General features: G+C 52.2%; 22 protein-coding genes. 5 read left to right on the forward strand and 17 right to left on the reverse strand.

What is annotated here, in order from left to right; all coding sequences use genetic code 11:
- Positions 1–308 precede the first annotated feature (308 nt).
- Together OGX67_RS18785 and OGX67_RS18790 are read right to left on the reverse strand one after the other, a co-directional pair.
- Positions 309–530 (reverse strand): hypothetical protein, encoded by a 222-nt coding sequence (locus OGX67_RS18785; RefSeq protein ID WP_128298903.1) that lies wholly within the window; start codon positions 528–530, stop codon positions 309–311.
- Positions 531–839: 309 nt separating this feature from the next.
- A complete protein-coding gene (locus OGX67_RS18790; RefSeq protein WP_003036289.1) occupies positions 840–1,061 on the reverse strand; it encodes a hypothetical protein in 222 nt (73 codons plus the stop codon).
- A 534-nt stretch (positions 1,062–1,595) separates the two neighbouring features.
- Between OGX67_RS18790 and shiA the strand changes: the two genes are divergently transcribed.
- The 3 genes from shiA to OGX67_RS18805 all read left to right on the forward strand — a co-directional run bounded on the left by shiA (position 1,596) and on the right by OGX67_RS18805 (position 6,280).
- Positions 1,596–2,912, forward strand: a complete 1,317-nt coding sequence (gene shiA / locus OGX67_RS18795) for a shikimate transporter (protein WP_194857828.1) — start codon at positions 1,596–1,598, stop codon at positions 2,910–2,912.
- Between the two features lie 118 nt (positions 2,913–3,030).
- Entirely contained in the window at positions 3,031–4,485 is a 1,455-nt protein-coding gene (locus tag OGX67_RS18800) for an AMP nucleosidase (RefSeq protein ID WP_003036283.1), read from the forward strand.
- A gap of 16 nt (positions 4,486–4,501) precedes the next feature.
- Complete coding sequence (locus OGX67_RS18805; RefSeq protein ID WP_200055216.1) at positions 4,502–6,280, forward strand: aminopeptidase P family protein; 1,779 nt, start codon at positions 4,502–4,504, stop codon at positions 6,278–6,280.
- Positions 6,281–6,335: 55 nt separating this feature from the next.
- Here OGX67_RS18805 and ptsG read toward each other — a convergent pair whose 3' ends face one another.
- The 14 genes from ptsG to yceD all read right to left on the reverse strand — a co-directional run bounded on the left by ptsG (position 6,336) and on the right by yceD (position 18,829).
- On the reverse strand, positions 6,336–7,769 hold the full coding sequence (gene ptsG / locus OGX67_RS18810; protein WP_003036277.1) for a PTS glucose transporter subunit IIBC: 1,434 nt from the start codon (positions 7,767–7,769) through the stop codon (positions 6,336–6,338).
- A gap of 293 nt (positions 7,770–8,062) precedes the next feature.
- Entirely contained in the window at positions 8,063–8,860 is a 798-nt protein-coding gene (locus OGX67_RS18815) for a metal-dependent hydrolase (RefSeq protein WP_003036276.1), read from the reverse strand.
- Positions 8,861–8,870: 10 nt separating this feature from the next.
- Positions 8,871–9,875, reverse strand: a complete 1,005-nt coding sequence (gene holB, locus OGX67_RS18820; RefSeq protein WP_257652008.1) for a DNA polymerase III subunit delta' — start codon at positions 9,873–9,875, stop codon at positions 8,871–8,873.
- Positions 9,872–10,513, reverse strand: a complete 642-nt coding sequence (gene tmk / locus OGX67_RS18825; protein ID WP_003036268.1) for a dTMP kinase — start codon at positions 10,511–10,513, stop codon at positions 9,872–9,874. The genes holB and tmk overlap by 4 nt, the downstream gene beginning before the upstream one ends.
- On the reverse strand, positions 10,503–11,525 hold the full coding sequence (yceG, locus tag OGX67_RS18830; protein WP_003036266.1) for a cell division protein YceG: 1,023 nt from the start codon (positions 11,523–11,525) through the stop codon (positions 10,503–10,505). Before yceG ends, tmk begins: the two co-directional genes overlap by 11 nt.
- Positions 11,526–11,527: 2 nt before the next feature.
- Entirely contained in the window at positions 11,528–12,337 is an 810-nt protein-coding gene (pabC, locus tag OGX67_RS18835) for an aminodeoxychorismate lyase (protein ID WP_257652007.1), read from the reverse strand.
- Positions 12,338–12,472: 135 nt separating this feature from the next.
- Positions 12,473–13,714 carry a beta-ketoacyl-ACP synthase II gene (gene fabF / locus OGX67_RS18840; RefSeq protein ID WP_003036260.1) on the reverse strand — a complete coding sequence of 414 codons (1,242 nt, stop codon included), beginning with the start codon at positions 13,712–13,714 and terminating at the stop codon, positions 12,473–12,475.
- Between the two features lie 85 nt (positions 13,715–13,799).
- Entirely contained in the window at positions 13,800–14,036 is a 237-nt protein-coding gene (gene acpP / locus OGX67_RS18845) for an acyl carrier protein (RefSeq protein WP_000103754.1), read from the reverse strand.
- Positions 14,037–14,191: 155 nt separating this feature from the next.
- Entirely contained in the window at positions 14,192–14,926 is a 735-nt protein-coding gene (fabG, locus tag OGX67_RS18850; RefSeq protein ID WP_003036255.1) for a 3-oxoacyl-ACP reductase FabG, read from the reverse strand.
- Between the two features lie 12 nt (positions 14,927–14,938).
- Positions 14,939–15,868 (reverse strand): ACP S-malonyltransferase, encoded by a 930-nt coding sequence (gene fabD / locus OGX67_RS18855; RefSeq protein WP_008320343.1) that lies wholly within the window; start codon positions 15,866–15,868, stop codon positions 14,939–14,941.
- Positions 15,869–15,883: 15 nt separating this feature from the next.
- Positions 15,884–16,837 carry a beta-ketoacyl-ACP synthase III gene (gene fabH, locus OGX67_RS18860; RefSeq protein ID WP_003832181.1) on the reverse strand — a complete coding sequence of 318 codons (954 nt, stop codon included), beginning with the start codon at positions 16,835–16,837 and terminating at the stop codon, positions 15,884–15,886.
- Between the two features lie 77 nt (positions 16,838–16,914).
- A complete protein-coding gene (gene plsX / locus OGX67_RS18865) occupies positions 16,915–17,994 on the reverse strand; it encodes a phosphate acyltransferase PlsX (RefSeq protein WP_257652006.1) in 1,080 nt (359 codons plus the stop codon).
- Positions 17,995–18,117: 123 nt separating this feature from the next.
- Positions 18,118–18,291, reverse strand: coding sequence for a 50S ribosomal protein L32 (gene rpmF, locus OGX67_RS18870; protein WP_003036242.1), 174 nt, complete (start codon positions 18,289–18,291; stop codon positions 18,118–18,120).
- Between the two features lie 16 nt (positions 18,292–18,307).
- The gene (gene yceD / locus OGX67_RS18875; RefSeq protein WP_003036239.1) at positions 18,308–18,829 is read right to left on the reverse strand and encodes a 23S rRNA accumulation protein YceD; all 522 of its coding nucleotides are present in this window, start codon (positions 18,827–18,829) and stop codon (positions 18,308–18,310) included.
- Positions 18,830–19,026: 197 nt separating this feature from the next.
- Here yceD and OGX67_RS18880 point away from each other — a divergent pair, with 197 nt between their 5' ends.
- Positions 19,027–19,611 carry a Maf family protein gene (locus OGX67_RS18880; protein WP_003836743.1) on the forward strand — a complete coding sequence of 195 codons (585 nt, stop codon included), beginning with the start codon at positions 19,027–19,029 and terminating at the stop codon, positions 19,609–19,611.
- An 82-nt stretch (positions 19,612–19,693) separates the two neighbouring features.
- Here the strand turns inward: OGX67_RS18880 and rluC are convergent, their stop codons facing one another.
- Entirely contained in the window at positions 19,694–20,647 is a 954-nt protein-coding gene (rluC, locus tag OGX67_RS18885) for a 23S rRNA pseudouridine(955/2504/2580) synthase RluC (RefSeq protein WP_257652005.1), read from the reverse strand.
- 699 nt (positions 20,648–21,346) lie between these two features.
- On the opposite strand from rluC, the gene rne reads away from it, so the two are divergent.
- A complete protein-coding gene (gene rne / locus OGX67_RS18890) occupies positions 21,347–24,610 on the forward strand; it encodes a ribonuclease E (protein ID WP_032948990.1) in 3,264 nt (1,087 codons plus the stop codon).
- The last annotated feature ends 7 nt before the right edge of the window (positions 24,611–24,617 follow it).

The following is a 24,617-nucleotide window of genomic DNA, read 5'->3' on the forward strand; positions in this document are numbered from 1 at the left end:
CTACTCCTAGGGGACTGGCTGTAAGAAGCTAGGCAATGGCGTATCTGTCGACGCAATGCAGAAAGGTGCCTTCATTGCGAAACAGAAATGTCCGGTGAGTTGCTTGACCGTCTTATGGTAGCTAAGTGCCAAAAGCTGACCCTCAATATCGACAGATTTCATAATTGTTGCGGTAGAATCATTAAAAAAGGATATGCCTTAAAGCACGTATCCAATAACAGTCTTCCTTCCCACTCTAGAATGAGCTGTATCATAAAATTTGGTCACTAACTTTATAGGGTACAGCTCACATCAAGTATTATTACATTCTATTTTTTCCAGCCATTTTGTTTTGCAACTTTAGTGGCTGCCATTTTTTCTACCACATTACCATTTTTATATTTATTATGAATAAATGCTTTGTCTTTACCCTCCCAGGCGTCAGCTAATTCAGAGGCCTCGCGAGTTGTCTCTAACAAGCTATTCCCTACAGCCATAGCTCCTTTTCCTGCTACCTTCGCACATTTACCAACTGCATCCCAAAACCCCATGAATACCTCGAGTTGAACTAAGTTAAATTTATTGAGTTTTTATCTCAATAGATGAAAATTATTATACTTAGTTATACGACTATTTCATCTCCATTTTTAGTGGGTTTTACTATGACGAAGATAAATAATTTTACCTACTACCAGCGTATTAACATACGGCATTGCTAGCAACATCCATACAGTTCTTATTACAAAAGTCTACTATTCGCTCAAAGTTGCCCCTCAGCTCCACGCCAGCTGCTGAACAAACGCATCCGTGTAAGTGCACAATTTTCATGTGGCACTAAAGCAGTGTGTTCCCATCGACATTCAGTCAGCTTTATACGCCTGCCACTCGCGCCAGACATTCTCAGGATCAATATCGCGGTAGCCACGCTCTCTGATTATATCCTCGGCTGCTTCGGCCGGCAGGCGGATGGCTGTAGCGCCATCGCGAATGGACTCAACCTCATCGCGGGTCAATTCCCGTCCTATGTCCTGTTCTTTATCAATCAGGACCACGATCAACGCAGGGATAAAAACAATCTTCATACTGAAAAGCCTCTGATATATTCGCATCCCACTGTATCACTGACAGTTTTGATATAATTCAGTAATCGTCAATTTATTACCAGGATGGGAATCATTCATGACATTACAAATCCGTGGCCACACCGGCCGACGCGATGTTGCTTAATGCGCTGGGCTACCGCACGCACTTTGAACAAAAGGCACTGGAGCTTCGCTTATATGTCTACGGAGATAACAGGCGTGCGATTCGTGCTTATGAGCGATGTGGTTTCACTGAATCTCCGTATACCATTATGAAAGTGGGTTTATAACTTCCCCAAATACAGTATTCCTAATGCTCCGCCTGAAATCAGAACACTCCTGACAGGCCACGATTCCACCAGATTCAGATTTTTCATTCATCTTATTTTTCATGTTGCCATCAGATGAGGGAGATAATCGTTTTCACTTCCCGTCTGTCGCGGTAATCTCATAACGGTCGTTAATATTGCGACTGCAATGTGTGTAACCCAACTCAAATACTAATAACTAAAAAACAGTACAGACAGGATAACTATGGATTCCACCCTCACCTCCACGGGTCCCCAACAGGACGCCTCTTCGCTTAACCGCGCCCGACGCGCTGCGCTTGGCAGCTTCGCGGGTGCCGTGGTCGACTGGTATGATTTTCTGCTTTATGGCATTACTGCCGCACTGGTCTTTAACCGCGAGTTCTTCCCACAGGTCAGCCCAGCGATGGGGACACTTGCCGCATTTGCTACCTTTGGCGTCGGATTTTTGTTCCGTCCGTTAGGCGGGGTGATCTTCGGCCACTTCGGCGATCGTCTGGGCCGTAAACGTATGCTGATGCTTACCGTCTGGATGATGGGTATTGCCACTGCGCTGATCGGGATTATTCCCTCTTTTGACACCATTGGCTGGTGGGCTCCTGTGCTGCTGGTGACGCTGCGCGCCGTTCAGGGGTTCGCCGTTGGCGGTGAATGGGGTGGCGCAGCGTTGCTCTCGGTCGAAAGCGCGCCGAAAAATAAAAAAGCCTTCTACAGCAGCGGCGTTCAGGTTGGTTACGGCGTCGGACTGTTACTTTCTACCGGTCTGGTCTCGCTGATTAGCTCGCAAACCACCGATGAGCAGTTCCTGAGTTGGGGCTGGCGTATTCCATTCCTGTTCAGCATCGTGCTGGTATTGGGCGCGTTGTGGATGCGTAACCGAATGGATGAATCGGCCGAATTCGAACAGCAGCAGCAGGCACCGCAACCAGAGAAAAAGAGACTACCGGTAGTCGAGGCATTAATCCGTCATCCAGGTGCGTTTTTGAAAATTATCGCTCTGCGCCTGTGTGAACTGCTGACGATGTATATCGTCACCGCGTTTGCCCTTAATTACTCCACGCAGAATCTGGGCTTACCTCGTGAACTGTTTCTGAATATCGGCTTGTTGGTGGGTGGACTGAGCTGTCTGACCATCCCCTGCTTTGCCTGGCTCGCCGACCGCTTTGGTCGCCGGCGCGTTTACATTACTGGCGCACTGGTCGGGACGCTTAGCGCATTCCCGTTCTTTATGGCGTTAGAAGCGCAATCCATTTTCTGGATCGTGTTCTTCGCGATTATGTTGGCCAACATTGCACACGATATGGTGGTCTGCGTACAGCAGCCTATGTTTACCGGTTTGTTTGGCGCAAGCTATCGCTACAGCGGCGCAGGCGTTGGTTATCAGGTAGCAAGCGTAGTTGGCGGCGGTTTTACCCCCTTCATTGCTGCTGCACTGGTAACATTCTCCGGCGGAGACTGGCACAGTGTAGCCATTTATCTGATGGCGGGTTGTCTTATTTCCGCGACTACAGCATTGCTGATGCGGGATAAGCAGCACGGTTAAGCCAGGGTGCGGAGGCCGTCCGGTCTTCGCGCAATCTTCCTCAACGTCTGACTTTTGTTTCACATTCCTGTGACATACTATCGGGAGAGCAGTACATCTGTGGAACAAGGAGGCAGACATGAACAATAAGGGCTCCAGCCTGACCCCGGCTCAGGCACTGGATAAACTGGACGCGCTGTACGAGCAGTCGGTTAAAGCACTGCGTAGCGCCATTGGTAAGTATATTGAAACAGGGACGCTCCCTGATGTAATCGCCCGCCATAACGGTCTTTTTGTTTACCCATCACTGTGTGTCACCTGGGATGGCATCGCCACCAATCCCCCGAAAACCCGAGCCTATGGTCGTTTTACCCATGCGGGCAGCTACACCACTACGATTACCCGCCCGTCGCTTTTTCGTCCGTATCTTGAAGAACAGCTCACGCTGCTGTATCAGGATTATGATGCGCATATCTCCGTCGAGCCGTCGCAGCATGAAATCCCCTATCCCTATGTGATTGACGGTTCAGAACTGACGCTGGATCGCTCGATGAGCGCCGGATTAACGCGCCATTTCCCCACCACTGAATTGTCGCAGATTGGTGACGAAACGGCAGACGGGATTTTTCATCCGGCGGAATTTTCTCCGCTGTCTCACTTCGATGCCCGACGCGTGGATTTTTCGCTGGCGCGACTACGTCATTACACGGGAACGCCGGTTGAACATTTTCAACCTTTTGTGCTGTTCACCAACTACACCCGCTACGTCGATGAGTTTGTGCGTTGGGGTTGCAGCCAGATCCTCGACCCGAACAGCCCATATATCGCGCTTTCTTGTGCGGGCGGGATCTGGATCACCGCCGAAACCGAAGCGCCAGAAGAAGCCATCTCCGATCTCGCCTGGAAGAAACACCAGATGCCCGCCTGGCATTTAATCACGGCTGACGGTCAGGGGATCACGCTGGTCAATATCGGTGTTGGCCCGTCTAACGCCAAAACCATTTGCGATCATCTGGCCGTACTGCGTCCTGACGTCTGGCTGATGATTGGTCACTGCGGTGGTCTGCGTGAAAGCCAGGCGATTGGCGACTATGTTCTGGCCCACGCTTATCTGCGTGACGATCACGTTCTGGATGCCGTACTACCGCCGGATATTCCGATTCCGAGCATTGCGGAAGTACAACGCGCCCTGTATGACGCCACCAAAGAAGTCAGCGGTATGCCCGGTGAAGAAGTTAAACAGCGCTTGCGGACCGGTACTGTCGTCACCACCGACGATCGTAACTGGGAGCTACGCTATTCCGCTTCTGCGCTGCGTTTCAACCTCAGTCGCGCGGTGGCTATCGATATGGAAAGCGCCACCATCGCCGCTCAGGGATACCGTTTCCGCGTTCCGTACGGCACGCTGCTGTGCGTTTCCGACAAGCCGCTGCACGGTGAGATCAAACTACCTGGTCAGGCCAACCGTTTTTATGAAGGTGCTATTTCTGAGCATCTGCAAATAGGTATCCGGGCTATCGATCGTCTGCGTGCTGAAGGCGACCGACTGCACTCCCGTAAATTACGTACATTCAACGAACCGCCGTTCCGTTAAGACCTGAAGGTTAACTATGCACAACTCAACTCCTCTTTCCGCCCTGCGCAACCTGCTGATAGCGCAGGGGCTGGATGGCATGATTGTTCCACGCGCCGACGCTCATCAAAGCGAAGATTGTACGCCGCATGACAATAAACTGGCCTGGCTGACCGGATTTAGCGGCTCTGCCGGCCTCGCATTGGTCCTTCAGGACCGTGCGTTAATGTTTGTCGATGGACGCTATCAGGTCCAGGTACGCAATGAAGTCTCTCTGGATGATTTTGAAATTCATCATTTACACGATGAACCGCTGGCCGACTATTTGCAGTCTCACGTTGCAGCGGGTACACGTATCGGCTTTGAACCGCTGCTGATGGTCAACAGCCAGTTTGAAGCCTTGTCGGCAACTCATTGCGAGCTGGTACCTCTTGAGCAAGATCCTTTTGACCAGGTGTGGCTTGACCGACCGGCAGCCCCCTGCGGCATCATTCGTGAAATGCCGATTGAAATCAGCGGGGAAAGCAGCACGCAAAAGCGTGCCCGCGTCGTGGAACAACTCGCTCAACATGAGGCTGACGTACTGGCAATTACCCTGCCGGATAACATTGCCTGGCTGTTGAATGTACGCGGTTCAGATCTGGCTATGGTGCCAGTACCGTTTTCGTTTGCCCTGCTCCATCGCAGCGGTGAGCTGGAATGGTTTGTGGATAGCAACAAAACGCAGCAACTCCCCGTATCACTGCTGAACACGCTCACGCTGGCCCCGCAAGAGAGTTTCTTGGTACGTTGCCAGCAACTGGCCAGTGGGAAACGCTTCCTGGTCGATAAAGACTACGCCCCGGTTGCGTTGCGTTTTGCCATTGAAGAACACGGTGGCAACGTCTTATGGGCCCCTGATCCCATCACCTTGATGAAAGCCCACAAAAATGACGTTGAACTGGCGGGCTATCGGGAATGCCATGAACAAGATGGCGCAGCCTGGGTTAATTTCCTTGCCTGGCTGGCCCATGAAGTCCCTTTGCGCGAAGCGGCTGGCAATCCGGTCACCGAACTGGAAGCCCAGGCGAAGCAACTGGAATTTCGCCAGCAGCAGCCGGGATTTATTGAGCAAAGCTTCAGCACGATATCGGCCTCTGCCAGCAATGCGGCGATGTGTCATTACCACTCCAGTGAAAAAACCAATACGCCAATTACCTCGCAGGCCATGTATCTGAATGATTCCGGCGGCCAGTACCACAATGGTACGACGGATACGACGCGTACCTTCGCGTTTGGTCCACAGGATCCGCAACGTCGTCTGCATTACACCGCCGTGCTGAAAGGCTTTTTGTCGCTTATTTCACTGCAGTTTCCCAGCGGCACTCAGGGCCATCAACTGGATGCCTTTAGCCGTCGGGCGTTGTGGGATTTAGGCCTGGATTTTGATCATGGAACAGGACACGGCGTAGGCCACCAGTTGCTTATCCATGAACAACCCCATCGCATTGCCAAGAAAGTAAACCCCTGGCCTCTGGTCGCGGGCAATATCATCACTATCGAACCGGGTTACTATCTGGCCGGGCAATATGGGATCCGTATTGAGAACCAGGTGGAAATAATCAACAGCCGCCCTGGCTTCTGTCGTTTCTCAACGCTGACGCTGGTGCCGATTGATTTGAACCTGGTTGAACTGCATCTGTTGGGTGAAGCTGAAAAGCAATGGATTGATGATTACCACCAGCAGGTCAGAGAGACGTTATCCCCTCGCGTGAATGCAGAGGCTCGTCCGTGGCTGTTCGCCGTCACCGCGCCGATTCGCGTTCAGGCTAATTAATGCAATAAAAAAGGCAGCCCGTAGGCTGCCTTAGTTCTCCCCAATTTCTTACTGCTTAGCTGTTACGGATGTACTCATCCATTTCAGTTTTCAGGTTATCGGACTTAGTACCGAAAATCGCCTGAACACCGGAGCCAGCTACCACAACGCCCGCCGCACCCAGTTTCTTCAGGCCAGCCTGATCCACTTTGGCAACGTCAGCCACGCTGACACGCAGACGGGTGATACACGCATCAAGGTTAGTGATGTTTTCTTTACCGCCGAACGCCGCAACCAGAGCCGGAGCCATTTCGCCTGACGCACCTGCTTTGCTGTCTTCGGTGGCATCTTCACGACCCGGAGTTTTCAGGTCCAGCGCTTTGATCAGCACACGGAAGATGGTGTAGTAAACAATCGCATAACCGATACCGACAATCGGGAACAGCCACAGTTTGCTGCTGTTACCGGAAAGAACGATAAAGTCGATCAGACCGTGGGAGAACGACGTACCGTCACGCATACCCAGCAGGATACAGATCGGGAATGCCAGACCAGCCAGAATCGCGTGGATGATGTACAGGATCGGCGCCACGAACATGAAGGAGAACTCGATCGGCTCGGTAATACCGGTCAGGAACGAGGTCAGCGCCGCGGAGATCATGATACCGCCCACTTTCGCGCGGTTTTCTGGTTTAGCAGAGTGCCAGATAGCGATAGCAGCCGCCGGCAGACCGTACATTTTGAACAGGAAGCCACCGGACAGTTTGCCCGCAGTCGGGTCACCCGCCATATAGCGAGGGATGTCGCCGTGGAACACCTGACCTGCAGCGTTGGTGTATTCACCGATCTGCATCTGGAATGGAACGTTCCAGATATGGTGCAGACCAAACGGCACCAGGCAGCGTTCAATGAAGCCATAGATACCGAACGCCACGACCGGATTCTGGTATGCAGCCCACTGGGAGAACGTCTGAATAGCAGTACCGATTGGCGGCCAAATGAAGGACAGAACCACACCTGTGAAGATAGCAGCCAGACCAGAAATGATAGGAACGAAGCGCTTACCCGCAAAGAAGCCAAGATACTCAGGCAATTTAATACGGTAGAAGCGGTTGAACATATACGCTGCAATCGCACCGGAGATAATCCCCCCGAGAACACCCGTATCAGCAAGGTGTTTAGCTGCGATCTCTTCAGCAGGTAAATGCAGAACCAGCGGCGCAACTACAGCCATGGTCTTAACCATGATGCCGTAAGCAACAACGGATGCCAGTGCAGATACACCGTCATTATTAGTGAAGCCTAACGCAACACCGATAGCAAAAATCAGCGGCATGTTCGCAAAAACAGAACCGCCCGCTTCTGCCATTACGTGCGATACAACGGCTGGCAGCCAGCTGAAGTTAGCGGAACCGACGCCCAGCAGGATACCTGCAATTGGGAGTACGGATACCGGCAGCATCAGCGATTTACCGACCTTTTGCAGGTTAGCAAATGCATTCTTAAACATAATTAGGAGTGCTCCTGAGTATTTGTGCTTTTCTACGTTCTCACGCATTAGCGAGGGGGGAGAACCTCGCCGTGTACAGGGCATCTAAGTACCCTTTATTTATTACACAGAGTAAAATAATTCAGTTTGTTTTTGTTTGACGGCTATCACAGTTCAGTCGTGAATGGCCGCAAAATCCGCACATTCCGATAAAATGCGTTTCTGAATGTGTCAAGCTGGTTATTCACCGCCCATTTTGTGGCGGTGAACTTTACTCGCATTAGTGATTAATTACGAGCTTTAAAAAAAGTCAGTTAACGAACAGATTGCAGGCGAGAAGCGTCGATGTGAAACAGGCGGGCAAAGTTATCAGTGGTTGCCTGCGCCAGTTCTTCAACGGCAACACCTTTCACTACGGCCATGTACTCTGCAACGTCACGAGTCATGGCGGGCTGGTTCTCTTTTCCACGATGCGGTACAGGCGCAAGGTAGGGAGAATCCGTCTCGACCAATAACCGGTCCAGAGGAACATAGCGGGCGGCATCACGGAGCTGCTCTGCATTTCGGAACGTGACGATGCCGGAAAACGAGATATAGAATCCAAGGTCCAGTAATTTGCCCGCCGTTTCTCTGTCCTCTGTAAAACAGTGTAGTACGCCGCCACAATCCGTCACTTTTTCTTCGCGCAGAATAGACAGCGTGTCGGCTCGCGCATCGCGGGTATGCACGATAACTGGCTTCTGTAACTCACGGCCAATCTGAATATGGTGGATAAAAGATTCCTGCTGGCGCACCTTTGTTTCCGGCGTGTAAAAATAGTCCAGCCCGGTTTCTCCCATCGCCACAACCCCCTCTTCGGCGGCAAAACGACGCAGCTCCTCAACATCATAGGTTTCATCCTGATTTAACGGATGCACGCCGCAGGAAAAAACCACATTGTCACGCTCACCAACCAGTTCACGCATACTGCGGTATCCTGGCAAGGTGGTTGCAACGGCAAGACAGAATTTCACATCGCGTGCGGCCGCTTTCGCCAGCACGTCGTCCACGTCCTTATGCAGAGATTGATAATCCAGGCCATCAAGATGGCAGTGTGAGTCGACTAAAAACATAATGTCTCTCTCAAAGATGGGGAACAGGCAGTACGGTGCCTGGTTGCAGGTAATGCTCAATACGAAGAATAAGATCGGTTAATACCAGCTCGCGGTTTACGCCCGTCACGTTCAGCAACTGCTGACGGCAATGGCAAACGTCACCGAGTATCGCCTGTATCTGGGCAACGGATAACCGTTCTGCGATGGAAGATATCAGGTCCAGGGCATCGGGATTGGTTAAATGGGCAATCCCATACGGGCGTTTCAACGCATCCGTAAACAACGTTGCCAGCCAGTGTAAACGGGCGGCAGCCTGATCGTGGTTTAACGCCGCGAGCAAGATATACCAATCACCGGCGTTTAATGTATTCACCAGTGCCGCACAAAAATCTGTACGGTGCGCCCAGCTTTCAGCCTGTAACAGCGTGAGTGCCGCGCCTGGCGAACCGGCACTTAGACGTAACGCGCTAAGCAGCGCTTCTGACGACGCAGTCACTTCACGAGCAAGCCAGGAGATAGCATAAGACTCAGGAGGTGGCGCAAGATGATGTAACCGACAACGGCTGCGTAATGTCGCCAGCAAACGAGCAGGCTCTATGCTGGCGAGGAAAAACCAGGTCTGCGCCGGGGGTTCTTCCAGCGTTTTCAACAGGGCATTGGCGGCGGCATCGGTTAACTGGGCGGCATCGGGGATCCATACGACCTTCGCACCGCCGAGACGCGAATGCTCGTACAGCTTTTCACTGACTTCGCGTACAGCATCAACCCCCAGCGTGCTTTTGCCTTTTTCTGGCAGCAGCGAATAGTAGTCAGGGTGTGTCCCCGCCTGCATCAGCTGACAGCCACGGCACTGTCCGCAGCTTTTATGTCCTTCCGGCTGCTGGCACATTAAATAGCGGCTGAGGGCGTAAATCAGCGCGTCGTCGCCCATTCCAGGTAACGCCTGAATCAGTAACGCATGGTGACCACGACCCGCCTGGTAGCTGGCCACCAGTTTTTCAAAATCCGGTCGTAACCATGGGTACCATTTCATGCGCCCTGCTCCTTCACCCATTGGGTGATGGTATTGCGAATATCAGCCATCACAGCCTCCAGCGGCTGCGTAGCGTCTATAGTGCGAATGCTGGCGTCTTTGGCAGCCAGCTCAAGATAGCGCGCGCGGGTACGATTAAAGAAATCGAAAGATTCCTGCTCAATACGATCCAGCTCGCCGCGTGCACGGGCACGCTTCAACCCGACTTCTGGCGTCACATCCAGATAGATAGTCAGATCCGGGCGAAAATCGCCGAGTACTGCATCGCGCAGGGTTGCCAGCATGTTTTGATCGATACCACGTCCACCGCCCTGATACGCCTGAGTAGACAGATCGTGACGATCGCCAATTACCCACGCGCCTTTCGCCAGCGCAGGTTTAATAACGGTTTCGACCAGCTGTACGCGCGCAGCGTAAAACATCAGAACTTCGGCTTTGTCAGTGATAACCTCGTCACCCACCGACTTAATGTCCAGCACCAGGCTTCTTAGTTTCTCAGCCAGTTGCGTGCCGCCAGGTTCGCGGGTGAAAACCATGTCACGAATACCGAGTTGCTCAAGTGTCTCTACCACTACGTTACGCGCGGTGGTTTTTCCGGCGCCTTCCAGGCCCTCGATGACGATATAGTTACTGCCCATTTTTTTCCTTAAGCACTTTCAGGTAATCCTGCACGGACCGGTTGTGGCTGGCAAGATTGGTGTTAAACGTGTGGCCACCTTTACCGTCAGCCACAAAATACAGATACGGCGTTTTTGCCGGATGTGCCGCGGCCTGCAACGATGCCTCTCCCGGCATGGCAATCGGGCCAGGTGGCAGTCCTGTAATGGTATAGGTGTTATAAGCGGTCGGGGTGTCTAAATCCACGCGCGACAATTTGCCATTATACCGTGACCCCATACCGTAAATCACCGTCGGATCGGTTTGTAAACGCATACCGATACGTAAACGGTTAATAAACACCGAAGCCACCTGGTCACGCTCGCTGGCAACCGCAGTCTCTTTTTCAATAATAGAAGCCATGGTTACCAGCTGATTTTTGTCCTGATAAGGCAGGCCGTCAGCGCGCCCTTCCCAGACAGTATCCACCGCTTTAACCATTTTCTGATGCGCGCGTTTTAGCAACGCTACGTCAGTCGTATTGGCGGTATACATCCAGGTATCTGGCCAGAACCAACCTTCCACCCATTGCGGGTTTTCCAGCTTCAGCGCCTGGGCCACGGTCTCATAGCTATCGTCGCTTAATGTATGTTTGATATACGGGGCATCGCGCAGCTGTTTCAGGTAATCGCTTAGGCGCATCCCTTCAACCAGACGTAACGGGAACTGCGCCTCTTTTCCGCTTTCCAGCAGTTGCAGCATATCCCGAACCGTCATGTCGGGTGTAAAACGGTAGGTTCCGGCCTTAAAATGCGACAGTTCGGGTTCCACACGCAGCAGCCATTGGAACACGCGCGGACGGTTAATAACCTTGTCCGCATACAGCTGTTCGCCCAGGGCCAGGCGGCCCGTCCCCGCTTTCAGCGTAAAAATCGTCTCTTCTTTAATCAATAATTTACTGTCCGCCAGATGGCGAACTTTCCACATTCCCACTCCCGCGGCAATGCCCAGCACAACCAGCAATAACAGGACAACGAGTAACAGTTTTTTCATGACTAATTCGGGTGCTCACAAAGTGGGGCTAAAAAATCGAATAACAAACGTGAAGACAGCAATGTGTCGCCACAGGTACGCACGGGAATAATGGGCATTAACGCGTTACAGACGACGATTTCATCAGCCTGCATAACCTCCTCCAACCCTGCATACACTTCGACAATACTGAACGGTGATTGTGCCAGCATCCGGATACAGAATTGTCGCATAATGCCGTTAACTCCGGCCTGATCCAGGCGAGGCGTGTAAACCACATCACCTTTACGCCAGAACAAATTAGCCGCACAGCATTCCGTAACCCATCCCTCGCTGTCAAGAACCAGTGCTTCATCTGCGTCCATCTGTTCAAGATGAGAGCGAATCAACACCTGCTCCAGTCGATTCAGATGCTTAAGTCCGGCAAGCAGTGGATTACGCCCCAGTCGCACTGGGCTTAGCGCCAGCGAAATCCCCTCTTGCCGCCAACGATCGTAATGATCGGGCCTGGCTGAAACGGAGAGGATGCGTGTGGCGCTGTGACAACTTTTGCCACTGTAACCCCGGCCTCCACTGCCACGGCTGATAATCACTTTCAACACCCCGCGTACGTGCCTTTTCGCCAGCATTTTCATTTCATTTTGCAGCTCGGACCAATTTTCAAAAGAGATCAGCAGTTTTTGGCAAGCATCTTGTAAACGCTCAAGATGCGCTGCAAAGAGAGGGATTTCGCCGTCGATAATACAGGCAGTGGTAAAACAGCCATCACCAAATTGGGTCGCTCGATCGCTTGCTGCCAGCATATTCTGCTCGCAGCCATTAATTAAGAACATGGTGGCTCCTTATTTCTGGTCCGCTAGTTTGGCAGGATGAGTAACACAGGACAAGGGCGGAAAACCGAATAAAAAAAGGCCCGACAAGCGGACCTTTTCAATTTGCTATCGATGCTAGCGCATCACCTAACGGGCTTAAATCTTTTTAAAGATCAAAGAGCCGTTGGTACCACCGAAGCCAAAGGAGTTACACAGCGCATACTCCAGACCACTAACCTGACGCGCTTCGTGAGGTACGAAGTCCAGATCACAACCTTCATCCGGGTTATCCAGGTTGATGGTTGGCGGAATAGCCTGATCGCGCAGCGCCAGGATAGAGAAAATAGACTCTACCGCGCCCGCCGCACCCAACAGGTGTCCGGTCATAGATTTGGTGGAGCTTACCATTACACGGCTTGCCGCATCACCAAAGACAGATTTCACTGCTTGGGTTTCTGCTTTATCGCCTGCAGGCGTAGACGTACCATGCGCGTTGACATAGCCAATCTGACCCGCTTCGATAGCCGCATCACGCAGCGCGTTGACCATTGCCAGCGCAGCACCTGCACCGTTTTCCGGTGGTGACGTCATGTGGTAAGCATCACTGCTCATACCGAAGCCAACGACTTCAGCATAGATTTTTGCACCGCGCGCTTTCGCATGTTCGTACTCTTCCAGTACAACCATACCTGCGCCGTCGCCCAGCACAAAGCCATCACGTTCTTTGTCCCACGGACGGCTTGCCGCTTGCGGGTTATCATTACGTGTAGACAGCGCACGTGCCGCGCCAAAACCACCCACGCCCAGCGGCGTACTGGCTTTTTCTGCACCACCTGCAACCATCGCGTCCGCATCCCCGTATGCAATGATACGTGCGGCATGACCGATGTTATGCACGCCTGAAGTACAGGCGGTCGCGATGGAGATGCTTGGCCCTTGCAGGCCGTACATGATGGTCAGGTGACCTGCCACCATGTTAACAATCGTCGACGGAACGAAGAACGGGCTGATCTTACGCGGTCCACCATTTACCAGAGAGGTATGGTTTTCTTCGATAAGACCGAGACCGCCAATACCAGAGCCGATAGCGGCGCCAATACGGTGGGCGTTCTCTTCCGTTATTTCGAGGCCAGAATCCTGCATGGCCTGAACGCCAGCGACAATTCCATATTGAATGAAAGCATCCATCTTGCGCTGTTCTTTGCGCGAGATAATGTCTTCACAGTTAAAATCCTTTACTAAGCCAGCAAATTTCGTTGCATAGGCGCTAGTATCGAAATGGTCGATCAGGCTGATGCCACTCTGACCGGCAAGGAGAGCTTTCCAGGTAGACTCTACGGTATTGCCGACAGGAGACAACATGCCCAGTCCGGTCACAACTACACGACGCTTAGACACGGTTGTCCTCCAGGGAGGGAAAATAATTCAAGTGGGATAAAAAGATAAAACTCAGGCGGTCGAATGACCGCCTGGAGATGTTCACTTACGCCTGGTGGCCGTTGATGTAATCAATGGCAGCCTGAACGGTAGTGATTTTCTCAGCTTCTTCGTCCGGAATCTCAGTATCAAACTCTTCTTCCAGAGCCATTACCAGCTCAACGGTGTCAAGAGAATCTGCGCCCAGGTCTTCAACGAAGGAAGCATTGTTGGTTACTTCTTCCTGCTTAACGCCCAGCTGTTCGCCGATAATTTTCTTAACGCGTTCTTCGATAGTGCTCATACTCTTAAATTTCCTATCAAAACTCGCTTTCGCGATGGTTTTCGTAGTGTATAAAATGTTGAAAAATTTGCAACTAAATCCCGGCAGGTCTTACCACGATTTTGCGCTATTTTGAGGCCATTCACCCTAATAACGCAAATATTTTTCAATCGTGGTTAAACCATGTACATCCCGCCGTTGACGTGCAAAGTCTCACCTGTGATGTAACTTGCTTCGTCAGAAGCTAAAAATGCAACCGCACTGGCGATTTCCTGAGCGCCGCCAAGGCGACCCGCAGGAACCTGCGCCAGAATACCCGCACGCTGATCATCAGACAGCGCACGCGTCATGTCCGTTTCAATAAAGCCCGGAGCAACAACGTTTACAGTAATGCCACGAGACGCAACTTCGCGCGCCAGTGATTTACTGAAGCCGATCAGACCCGCTTTCGCCGCAGCGTAGTTAGCCTGACCCGCATTTCCCATGGTACCAACCACAGAACCGATAGTGATAATACGCCCATGACGCTTTTTCATCATAGCTCGCATTACCGCTTTTGACAGACGGAAAACAGATGACAGGTTGGTTTCGATGATATCGTTCCATTCGTCATCTTTCATGCGCATTAACAGGTTATCACGAGTAATCCCGGCATTATTGACCAGGATATCGACTTCACCAAATTCTGCGCGAATATTTTCCAGAACAGATTCGATAGATGCAGGATCGGTCACATTCAACATCAGACCTTTACCATTTGCACCTAAATAATCGCTAATGGCCTGCGCGCCGCTTTCGCTGGTAGCAGTACCGATAACTTTCGCGCCACGGGCAACGAGTGTCTCAGCAATTGCGCGGCCAATGCCACGGCTTGCACCGGTAACCAGCGCGATTTTTCCTTCAAAACTCATGGTCTTCCTCTTTTATTGCTCTAGCGCCGCAGACAGTGCCGCCGGCTCATTCAGTGCCGAAGCAGTCAGGGTGTCAACAATACGTTTCGTCAAACCGGTCAGAACTTTACCCGGACCAACTTCATACAGGTGCTCTACGCCCTGGGATGCCATAAATTCAACGGTTTTAGTCCACTGAACCGGGCTATACAGCTGACGAACCAGCGCATCACGAATTGCGTCTGCCGTGGTTTCACACTTCACATCGACGTTGTTCACGACCGGAACTGTCGGTGCGTTAAAGGTGATTTTCTGCAGCTCAACGGCCAGTTTCTCAGCAGCAGGCTTCATCAGCGCACAGTGAGACGGCACGCTAACTGGCAGTGGCAGAGCACGTTTCGCACCCGCAGCTTTACAGGCAGCGCCCGCACGTTCAACCGCTTCTTTATGACCCGCGATAACCACCTGGCCTGGCGAGTTGAAGTTAACCGGAGAAACAACCTGACCTTCTGCTGACTCTTCACATGCTTTAGCGATAGACGCATCATCAAGACCGATAATCGCAGACATACCGCCTGTGCCTTCTGGTACAGCTTCCTGCATGAACTTACCGCGCAGTTCTACCAGACGTACGGCATCAGCAAATGCGATCACGCCTGCGCAGACCAGCGCAGAATATTCGCCCAGGCTGTGACCCGCCATCAGCGCAGGTGTTTTACCACCCTGCTGCTGCCATACGCGATAAAGCGCGACAGATGCGGTCAACAGCGCTGGCTGCGTCTGCCAGGTTTTATTCAGTTCTTCGGCCGGCCCCTGCTGAGTCAACGCCCACAGATCATAGCCCAGTGCAGCTGATGCTTCAGCAAATGTTTCTTCAACAATTGGGTAGTTTGCTGCCATTTCAGACAACATCCCAACGGTCTGGGAACCCTGCCCCGGAAACACAAATGCAAATTGCGTCATGTTTAAATCCTTATACTAGAAACGAACCAGCGCGGAGCCCCAGGTGAATCCACCCCCGAAGGCTTCAAGCAATATCAACTGCCCAGCTTTAATACGCCCGTCGCGGACGGCTTCGTCCAGCGCGCACGGTACGGAGGCAGCAGAGGTATTACCATGTCTGTCGAGCGTCACGACAACATTATCCATCGACATACCCAGCTTTTTCGCTGTCGCGCTGATAATGCGCAGGTTAGCCTGATGCGGTACCAGCCAGTCCAGCGCAGAACGGTCGAGATTATTGGCTTCCAGCGTTTCATCAACGATGTGCGCAAGCTCGGTCACCGCGACTTTAAATACTTCGTTACCCGCCATCGTCAGATGGATCGGGTTTTCTGGGTTCACGCGATCGGCGTTAGGCAGCGTCAACAGTTCGCCATAGCGACCGTCAGCGTGCAGATGCGTGGAGAGAATGCCTGGCTCTTCTGATGCGCTCAGTACAACCGCGCCCGCCCCATCACCGAAAATGATGATCGTTCCGCGATCGGTTGGATCACAGGTGCGCGCCAGAACATCAGAGCCAACGACCAGAGCATGCTTAACTGCGCCAGATTTAACATACTGGTCGGCAACGCTCAGGGCGTAAGTGAAACCAGCGCAAGCTGCTGCAACGTCAAACGCCGGACAGCCTTTGATCCCCAGCATACTTTGGATCTGGCACGCCGCGCTTGGAAATGCGTGAGTGGATGATGTGGTAGCAACCACAATCAGACCAATTTGCTCTTTGTCGATGCCCGCCATTTCAATCGCACGGTTTGCGGCGGCAAAGCCCATCGTCGCAACTGTTTCATTTGGCGCTGCAATATGGCGTTCACGGATACCTGTACGAGTGACGATCCACTCATCAGATGTCTCAACCATTTTTTCCAAATCGGCGTTAGTACGCACTTGTTCAGGCAGATAGCTGCCAGTACCAATAATCTTCGTATACATGTACGCTCAGTCACTTTTTGGTTATATACCGCCACGAGCAAATCGCTGATACGTTGGCCACATTCACAAACGCACCGTTATCTGTGTGCTCGTGAGGTTGCGCTTTCGCCACCGTCCAGCAGTTCGAATCCAGCTGGGTATACAGATTCCAGGCGAGCGGCAATTCGCTGAGGAACTTGTCGCTGCACCGCCTGCACTGCCTGTTCAATCGCGACTTCAAATGCTCGCTGATTGGCCGCACCATGACTCTTAATCACCGTGCCGCGCAATCCTAACAGACAGGCGCCATTATACTGGTCGGGGTTGAGGTGACTAAATCGCCTTGTCAGGCTTTTTTGTAACCAACGTTTTAATAACAGAAGCCACCACGACCGTTTTTTGCCCTCACCCTGAGATTTCAGCAGTGAAAGGAACATTCTGACAACACCTTCCATCGTCTTTAATGTGACATTACCTGTAAAGCCGTCACAGACCAACACATCGGTTTTGCCAGTCAGTAACTCATTGGCTTCAAGATAGCCGATATAATTAATGGAAGGGATTGTTTTTAGCACAGTTGAAGCATCTCGAATACTGTCGAGACCTTTCGTTTCTTCTTCGCCGATGTTGAGTAACGCTACGCGAGGATTGGCAATGCCAACAACCTCTTCTGCCAGCACGGAACCCATGACGGCAAATTGCACCAACATCGTGCTATCACAATCTACGTTGGCGCCCAAATCCAGCACCACCGTTTTGCCCTTTTGCTGATGCGGTAAAACCGTCACCAACGCCGGACGCTCAATTCCCTCAAGGGGTTTGAGCAATAACTTCGCAAGTCCCATCAGTGCGCCCGTATTACCGGCGCTGACACAAGCTTGTGCCTGACCTTCTTTCACGAGCTCCAGGGCAACACGCATTGAGCTTCCACGACTGGCGCGAATAGCTTGCGAGGGCCGGGCATCACTGGCAATAACTGACTGAGCAGGGATAATCTGCAGACGCGAACGTTGTTCGAAGTCAGCTTTGGCAAGTAATGGCGTGATTGTATCGGGATCCCCGACTAAAAGAAGTGTGAGTTGCGAATTAGAATTCAGTGCCTGCAATGCTGCAGGCACTGTCACGATAGGGCCAAAATCTCCCCCCATGACATCTAACGCCAGGGTTAGACGTGTCAAGGTATCGTCGCTGCCCGGTTAGGTGTTTCCCCAGTTACCCGGGGAAAGCCTCACTAAGCTTCATCACGCGTTCACTCTTTGTCTTTCTCACCAGGGGTGGGAAAGCCATTGAGTCATGCGTGATTACTTAGCGATTACCTTACGGCCACGGTAGAAACCGTCGGCAGTGATGTGGTGACGCAGGTGTTGTTCACCAGAAGTTTTGTCTACAGACAGGCTGGTGACTGCGGTCAGAGCGTCATGAGAACGACGCATGCCACGTTTGGAACGGGTTGGTTTATTCTGTTGTACGGCCATGGACCTTACTCCTCAATTACTTACGCTTTAAGCTGGCTAATACGGCAAATGGGTTTGGTTTTTGCGCTTCATCAGGCAATTCGCCAAAGACCATGTCCGCCTCGGACACTTCACAGTGTTCAGAATCATGCACCGGAACTACCGGCAAGGAGAGGATAATCTCATCTTCAACCATTGCAAGCAGATCGATTTCACCGAATTCGTTAACCTCAATCGGCTCATACGCTTCCGGGAGTGCTTCAGCCTGCTCGTCAGAACGGACAGGACTAAAACAATATGTTGTGTGAACATGAAGTGGGAACGGTTTCCCGCAACGCTGACATTCGAGCGTAACCGATACCTTCGCATCACCGGTTATAACGGCGAGACGCTGGTTATCGATAGCGAACGACATGGAGCATTCCACATCACTGTCCACACTGACTACAGAATCGGCGACGCGCTCAACCAGATCAGAAGTATAGATACCTTCATAATCGAGGCGTTTCTGAGCCGTACGAACCGGATCAAGAGTCAGGGGTAATTTTACCTTTTGCATAGGGCGCGCATATTAACTTTGTAACGTCATATAGTCAAAGAAAAAGGCAGCCTGGGGTTGCCTTTTGCCAATAATTCGCACACATTGCGGGTCATCGACTTAAAATCGCTCAAGACAAGCCACTACAGCCAGCTTGTAGGTCGAAGTCCATAGTTTAAAATGGCTCTCATCAATACGCTATATGCGAGGGAAAAAATATGCCTCAACTTATTCTTGCTTCCACCTCTCCCTGGCGTCGCGCTTTACTCGAAAAACTGGCAATTCCGTTCGAATGCGCAGCACCAGAGGTTGATGAAACACCATTACCAGGCGAGGCGCCGCGTCATCTGGTGTTGCGACTGGCTCAGCAAAAAGCACAATCACTCGCCCACCGTTATCCCTCGCATCTGATTATTGGCTCCGATCAAATTTGTGTTCTTGATGGTGAAATAACCGGCAAACCATTAACAGAAGAAAATGCGCGCCAACAGTTACTCAAAGCCCGTGGCAATATTGTGACGTTTTACACCGGACTGGCGCTGTATAATTCTGCGACCGGACATTTACAAACTGAAGTAGAACCTTTTGACGTCCATTTCCGTCATTTAAGCGAGGCGGAAATTGATGATTATCTGCGCAAAGAGCGTCCGCTCCATTGTGCAGGTAGTTTCAAAAGTGAAGGGTTAGGTATTGCACTCTTTGAACGCCTGGAGGGCCGTGACCCAAATACCTTGGTAGGTTTGCCGCTGATCGCGTTGTGTCAAATGCTGCGGCGGGAGGAAATGAACCCGTTGAACGCCTGATTAATCTGCCTGATGTCGACGCGATGCGTCTTATCAGGCCTACGGTCCATCACACGATTGTAGGCCTGATAAGCAACGCGCATCAGGCTTTGCTGCGTAATACCTCGAGGCAGCGCTTCAACTGCTTATCCATTGGCGCTTCAATACGCATCAATTCTCCCGTACCCGGATGAGTAAACTTCAACGCTGCGGCATGCAGGAAAAGTCGGTTCAACCCCGTATCCGCCAGTTGCTTATCGAATTCACTGTCACCGTAGCGATCGTCAAAAGCAATTGGATGACCGGCATACTGGGTATGCACACGGATCTGGTGCGTACGTCCGGTCACCGGGCTACAGCGCACAAGCGTGGCAAACGCATAGCGCTCTTCCACTTTAAAACGTGTTTCTGACGGTTTGCCTTCCTGATTCACCCGCACGATACGCTCACCGCTTTGCAGAATGTTCTTTAACAGCGGCGCCTGCACGGTTTTGACATGCGACTGCCATTGGCCTCGAACCAGCGCGAGGTAATCTTTCTGCATGCCTTTTTCACGCAGTTGTTCATGCAATGAACGCAAGGCTGAGCGTTTTTTGGCAACCAGCAGCACACCAGAGGTATCCCGGTCGAGGCGATGCACCAGCTCAAGGAAACGCGCTTCCGGACGCAACGCACGTAATCCTTCAATGACGCCAAAGCTTAACCCGCTTCCGCCATGCACGGCCGTACCTGAAGGTTTGTTAAGCACCAGAATGTGGTCATCTTCATATAAAATGACATCGGTCAGCGCCGCAACCTTCTGCAGGTTTGGCGAAATGGCCTCTTCTTCACGTTCAGCGACACGCACAGGTGGAATACGCACAATATCCCCATCTTCGAGTTTGTACTCGGGTTTAATGCGTTTTTTATTCACCCGCACTTCGCCTTTACGCAAAATGCGATAAATCATACTTTTCGGCACGCCCTTAAGCTGGGTGCGCAAAAAGTTGTCGATGCGTTGCCCTGCTTCGTCGGCAGTAATGGCAACTGTTTTTACGGCTGGAGTCTCTGTTTTCATGGGGGCCGATTTTAAATAGCCATCAAGATTCGCGCCACACATTTTTCTATGCTTATATTAACTGCTATACCTTATTACTTAAGTTTGACATAGCCGATTTGGTGGTTATTAAAGCAATCACTACGCGGAAGTGAAAAAACTGTGAGTAACCGGGTGATAAATGGCAAAAGTCATCTTGCTATAACAAGGTTAGCAGTGGAATAATGCGGTTGTTTCCGTGTTGAATCTTGTTAAAACAAGAACTTTTCCGGAATGACCCAATTTTGCCCGACCGATCATCAACGCAGCAATGGCGTAAGACGTATTGATCTTTCAGGCAGTTAGCGGGCTGCGGGTTGCAGTCCTTACCGGTAAGTGCTCTATGGATTTCACATTGTAGGAAGGCGGCAAGTCTGGATACCCCCAGGTTCTTACTCCTGTAAGTGACCAGGGTGAGAAGATAAAGCCAACGCACCGACAGCGTGAAAGACGACAAGCACAATGGAAGCTTCTCTGGAGAGTAACACCCAGACTGTTCCCCTGATAATTGCGCTGTGTTTCCGTATGAAATACAGGCAACCGACACTCTGCGCCTCTTTGAGCTGACGATAACCGTGAGGTTGGCGACGCGAATAGACACGAGGCCATCGGTTCACACCCGGAAAGGCATTACTCTGCCCGCAGCTTAGTCGTCAATGTAAGAATAATGAGTAAGTTACGATGAAAAGAATGTTAATTAACGCGACTCAGCAGGAAGAGTTGCGTGTCGCCCTTGTAGATGGGCAACGTCTGTACGATCTGGATATCGAAAGTCCTGGACACGAACAGAAAAAAGCCAACATCTATAAAGGCAAAATTACCCGTATTGAACCGAGTCTGGAAGCTGCTTTTGTTGATTACGGCGCTGAACGTCACGGTTTCCTCCCGTTAAAAGAAATTGCCCGCGAATACTTTCCCGCTAACTACAACTCCCATGGTCGCCCCAACATTAAAGACGTGTTGCGTGAAGGTCAGGAAGTCATCGTTCAGATCGATAAAGAAGAACGCGGCAACAAAGGCGCTGCGCTGACTACCTTTATCAGCCTGGCGGGTAGTTATCTGGTTCTGATGCCGAACAACCCGCGCGCGGGCGGCATCTCCCGTCGCATTGAAGGCGACGACCGTACCGAATTAAAAGAAGCGCTGGCAAGCCTGGAACTGCCTGATGGCATGGGGCTTATCGTGCGTACCGCAGGGGTAGGCAAATCCGCCGAAGCGCTGCAGTGGGACCTGAGCTTCCGCCTGAAGCACTGGGAAGCGATTCAAAAAGCCGCTGACAGCCGCCCTGCTCCGTTCCTGATCCATCAGGAAAGCAACGTTATCGTGCGTGCCTTCCGCGACTATCTGCGCCAGGACATCGGCGAAATCCTCATCGACAACCCAAAAGTCATGGAGATGGCGCGTCAGCACATCGCGGCGCTGGGTCGTCCGGATTTCAGCAGCAAAATCAAACTGTACACCGGCGAAATCCCGCTGTTCAGCCACTATCAGATCGAGTCTCAGATTGAGTCCGCGTTCCAGCGCGAAGTGCGTCTGCCGTCCGGCGGCTCAATCGTTATCGACAGCACTGAAGCACTGACCGCTATCGATATCAACTCCGCACGTGCAACCCGCGGCGGCGACATCGAAGAAACAGCGTTCAACACCAACCTTGAAGCAGCCGATGAAATTGCGCGTCAGCTGCGTCTGCGCGACCTCGGCGGTCTGATTGTAATCGACTTCATTGATATGACGCCGGTTCGTCACCAGCGCGCGGTTGAAAACCGTCTGCGCGAGGCCGTACGCCAGGACAGAGCGCGTATTCAGATCAGCCATATTTCTCGCTTCGGTCTGCTGGAAATGTCCCGTCAGCGTCTGAGCCCGTCACTGGGTGAATCCAGCCATCACGTGTGCCCGCGCTGCTCCGGTACCGGTACTGTACGTGATAACGAATCACTGTCGCTGTCTATTCTGCGTCTGATCGAAGAAGAAGCACTGAAAGAAAATACGCAGGAAGTACACGCTATTGTTCCTGTGCCTATCGCTTCCTATCTGCTCAACGAAAAGCGTACCGCGGTAAATGCAATCGAGACGCGTCAGAATGGCGTGCGCTGTGTGATCGTGCCAAACGATCAGATGGAAACCCCGCACTATTCTGTGCTGCGCGTACGTAAAGGGGAAGAAACGCCGACCCTGAGCTATCTACTGCCGAAACTGCATGAAGAGGCAATGGCATTGCCGACGGAAGAAGAGTACGTCGAGCGTAAACAGCCTGAGCAACCGGCGCTGGCCACATTCGCCATGCCAGACGTTCCGCCAGCCCCTGCTCTGCAGGAACCTGCCGCGAAAGCCGCCGCGCCTAAAGCAGCGGCAGCGACCGCAGCCGTTGCCGCACAGCCCGGTTTGATTAGCCGTTTCTTTGGCGCACTGAAGTCCATCTTCGGTGGTAGCGAAGAAGTGAAACCGGTTGAACAACCTGCGCCGAAAGCTGAAGAGAAAACCGAACGCCAGCAGGATCGTCGTAAACCGCGTCAGAACAATCGTCGCGACCGTAACGATCGTCGTGATAACCGTGATAATCGCGGTGACCGTGACAACCGTAACGAACGTTCAGAAAACGGCGAAAACCGTGAAGATAACCGCCGTAACCGTCGTCAGTCACAGCAGCAAAATGCGGAAGCTCGCGATAACCGCCAGCAAACTACTGACGTTGCAGACAAAGCGAAATCTGGCGATGAGCAGCAGGCTCCGCGTCGCGAACGCAACCGCCGTCGTAACGATGACAAGCGTCAGGCTCAGCAGGAAGTTAAAGAGCTGAACCAGGCTGAACAACCTGTGCAGGATGCCGAGCAGGAAGAGCGCGTACGTCAGCCTCAGACTCGCCGTAAACAGCGTCAATTGACTCAGAAAGTTCGTTTCACTGACAGCCCGGCGGTTGAAACCGAAGTGGCAACTGCCGCAGTAGTCGCTGAAACCGCTGCCGCTCAGCCAACAGAACAGCCTGCACCAGCACAACGCACCGAACTGGCGAAAGTTGATCTGCCAGCCGTCGTTGCGACTGAGCAGGAAGACAACAGCGACGCGCGTGACTCCAATGGTATGCCGCGTCGCTCCCGTCGCTCCCCTCGCCATCTGCGCGTCAGTGGACAGCGTCGTCGTCGTTACCGTGACGAGCGTTATCCGGTTCAGTCACCGATGCCGTTAACGGTCGCCTGTGCATCTCCTGAATTAGCGTCCGGTAAAGTTTGGATCCGCTACCCTGTCGCACGTCCTCAGGATCAGCAGGTTGAAGAACAGCGCGAACAAGAAATGGTCCAGCAGCAAGCCGCACCTGTCGCTGTAGAGCCTCAGGTTGCTGCAGCTGCCGTGGAACACATTGTGGATGCCCCTGCGCCAGTTGAAGCCGTGCAGCCAGAGATTGTCGTAGCTGAGCCTCAGGCCCCCGTTGTTGAAACCACACAGGTTGAAACCACGCATCCGGAAGTCATTGCGACCCCGGTCGAGGAACAACCACAAATTATCGCTGCATCTGATGCGCCCGTTGCAGAAGAAATCGCCGCTGAAGCCGAACCTGTGGCTGACGTTGTGACTGCGCCGGTTGTCGAAGAGCCTGCAGAGGTTGTTATTTCCCAGCCAGAAGTGGTTGAAGAGATTGCCGAAGTTGTGGAAACAGCGCCAGTTGTTGAAGAAGTTGCTGCACCGCAGGAAGTTGTTGCAGCGCCAATTGTAGAAGCGACTGTCGTTAAGCCTGTAGTTGTCGCAGCCAGTGTTGATGCTGAACACCTTCACAGCCATGCGACCGCACCGATGACCCGCGCCCCGGCACCGGAATATGTACCAGAAGCGCCGCGTCATAGCGACTGGCAGCGTCCGGCATTCGCCTTTGAAGGCAAAGGTGCCGCAGGTGGACACAGTGCAACGCATCAAGCGACTGCGCCAGCAACACGTCCTCAGCCTGTCGAGTAAGCCATAA

Origin of the sequence: Citrobacter sp. Cf118, from assembly GCF_030334095.1 — a bacterium.
In the GTDB taxonomy this organism is placed as follows: domain Bacteria; phylum Pseudomonadota; class Gammaproteobacteria; order Enterobacterales; family Enterobacteriaceae; genus Citrobacter; species Citrobacter freundii.

Bases quoted from the DNA above. Each gene is read 5' to 3' on its own strand.
- fabG (WP_003036255.1), bottom strand. From the start codon at position 14,926: ATGAGTTTTGAAGGAAAAATCGCGCTGGTTACCGGTGCAAGCCGTGGC.
- yceG (WP_003036266.1), bottom strand. From the start codon at position 11,525: ATGAAAAAACTGTTACTCGTTGTCCTGTTATTGCTGGTTGTGCTGGGC.
- holB (WP_257652008.1), bottom strand. From the start codon at position 9,875: ATGAAATGGTACCCATGGTTACGACCGGATTTTGAAAAACTGGTGGCC.
- tmk (WP_003036268.1), bottom strand. From the start codon at position 10,513: ATGGGCAGTAACTATATCGTCATCGAGGGCCTGGAAGGCGCCGGAAAA.
- OGX67_RS18800 (WP_003036283.1), top strand. From the start codon at position 3,031: ATGAACAATAAGGGCTCCAGCCTGACCCCGGCTCAGGCACTGGATAAA.
- shiA (WP_194857828.1), top strand. From the start codon at position 1,596: ATGGATTCCACCCTCACCTCCACGGGTCCCCAACAGGACGCCTCTTCG.
- acpP (WP_000103754.1), bottom strand. From the start codon at position 14,036: ATGAGCACTATCGAAGAACGCGTTAAGAAAATTATCGGCGAACAGCTG.
- OGX67_RS18880 (WP_003836743.1), top strand. From the start codon at position 19,027: ATGCCTCAACTTATTCTTGCTTCCACCTCTCCCTGGCGTCGCGCTTTA.
- pabC (WP_257652007.1), bottom strand. From the start codon at position 12,337: ATGTTCTTAATTAATGGCTGCGAGCAGAATATGCTGGCAGCAAGCGAT.
- fabD (WP_008320343.1), bottom strand. From the start codon at position 15,868: ATGACGCAATTTGCATTTGTGTTTCCGGGGCAGGGTTCCCAGACCGTT.
- rne (WP_032948990.1), top strand. From the start codon at position 21,347: ATGAAAAGAATGTTAATTAACGCGACTCAGCAGGAAGAGTTGCGTGTC.
- fabH (WP_003832181.1), bottom strand. From the start codon at position 16,837: ATGTATACGAAGATTATTGGTACTGGCAGCTATCTGCCTGAACAAGTG.
- rluC (WP_257652005.1), bottom strand. From the start codon at position 20,647: ATGAAAACAGAGACTCCAGCCGTAAAAACAGTTGCCATTACTGCCGAC.
- OGX67_RS18785 (WP_128298903.1), bottom strand. From the start codon at position 530: ATGGGGTTTTGGGATGCAGTTGGTAAATGTGCGAAGGTAGCAGGAAAA.
- OGX67_RS18805 (WP_200055216.1), top strand. From the start codon at position 4,502: ATGCACAACTCAACTCCTCTTTCCGCCCTGCGCAACCTGCTGATAGCG.
- OGX67_RS18815 (WP_003036276.1), bottom strand. From the start codon at position 8,860: ATGTTTTTAGTCGACTCACACTGCCATCTTGATGGCCTGGATTATCAA.
- rpmF (WP_003036242.1), bottom strand. From the start codon at position 18,291: ATGGCCGTACAACAGAATAAACCAACCCGTTCCAAACGTGGCATGCGT.
- ptsG (WP_003036277.1), bottom strand. From the start codon at position 7,769: ATGTTTAAGAATGCATTTGCTAACCTGCAAAAGGTCGGTAAATCGCTG.
- yceD (WP_003036239.1), bottom strand. From the start codon at position 18,829: ATGCAAAAGGTAAAATTACCCCTGACTCTTGATCCGGTTCGTACGGCT.
- OGX67_RS18790 (WP_003036289.1), bottom strand. From the start codon at position 1,061: ATGAAGATTGTTTTTATCCCTGCGTTGATCGTGGTCCTGATTGATAAA.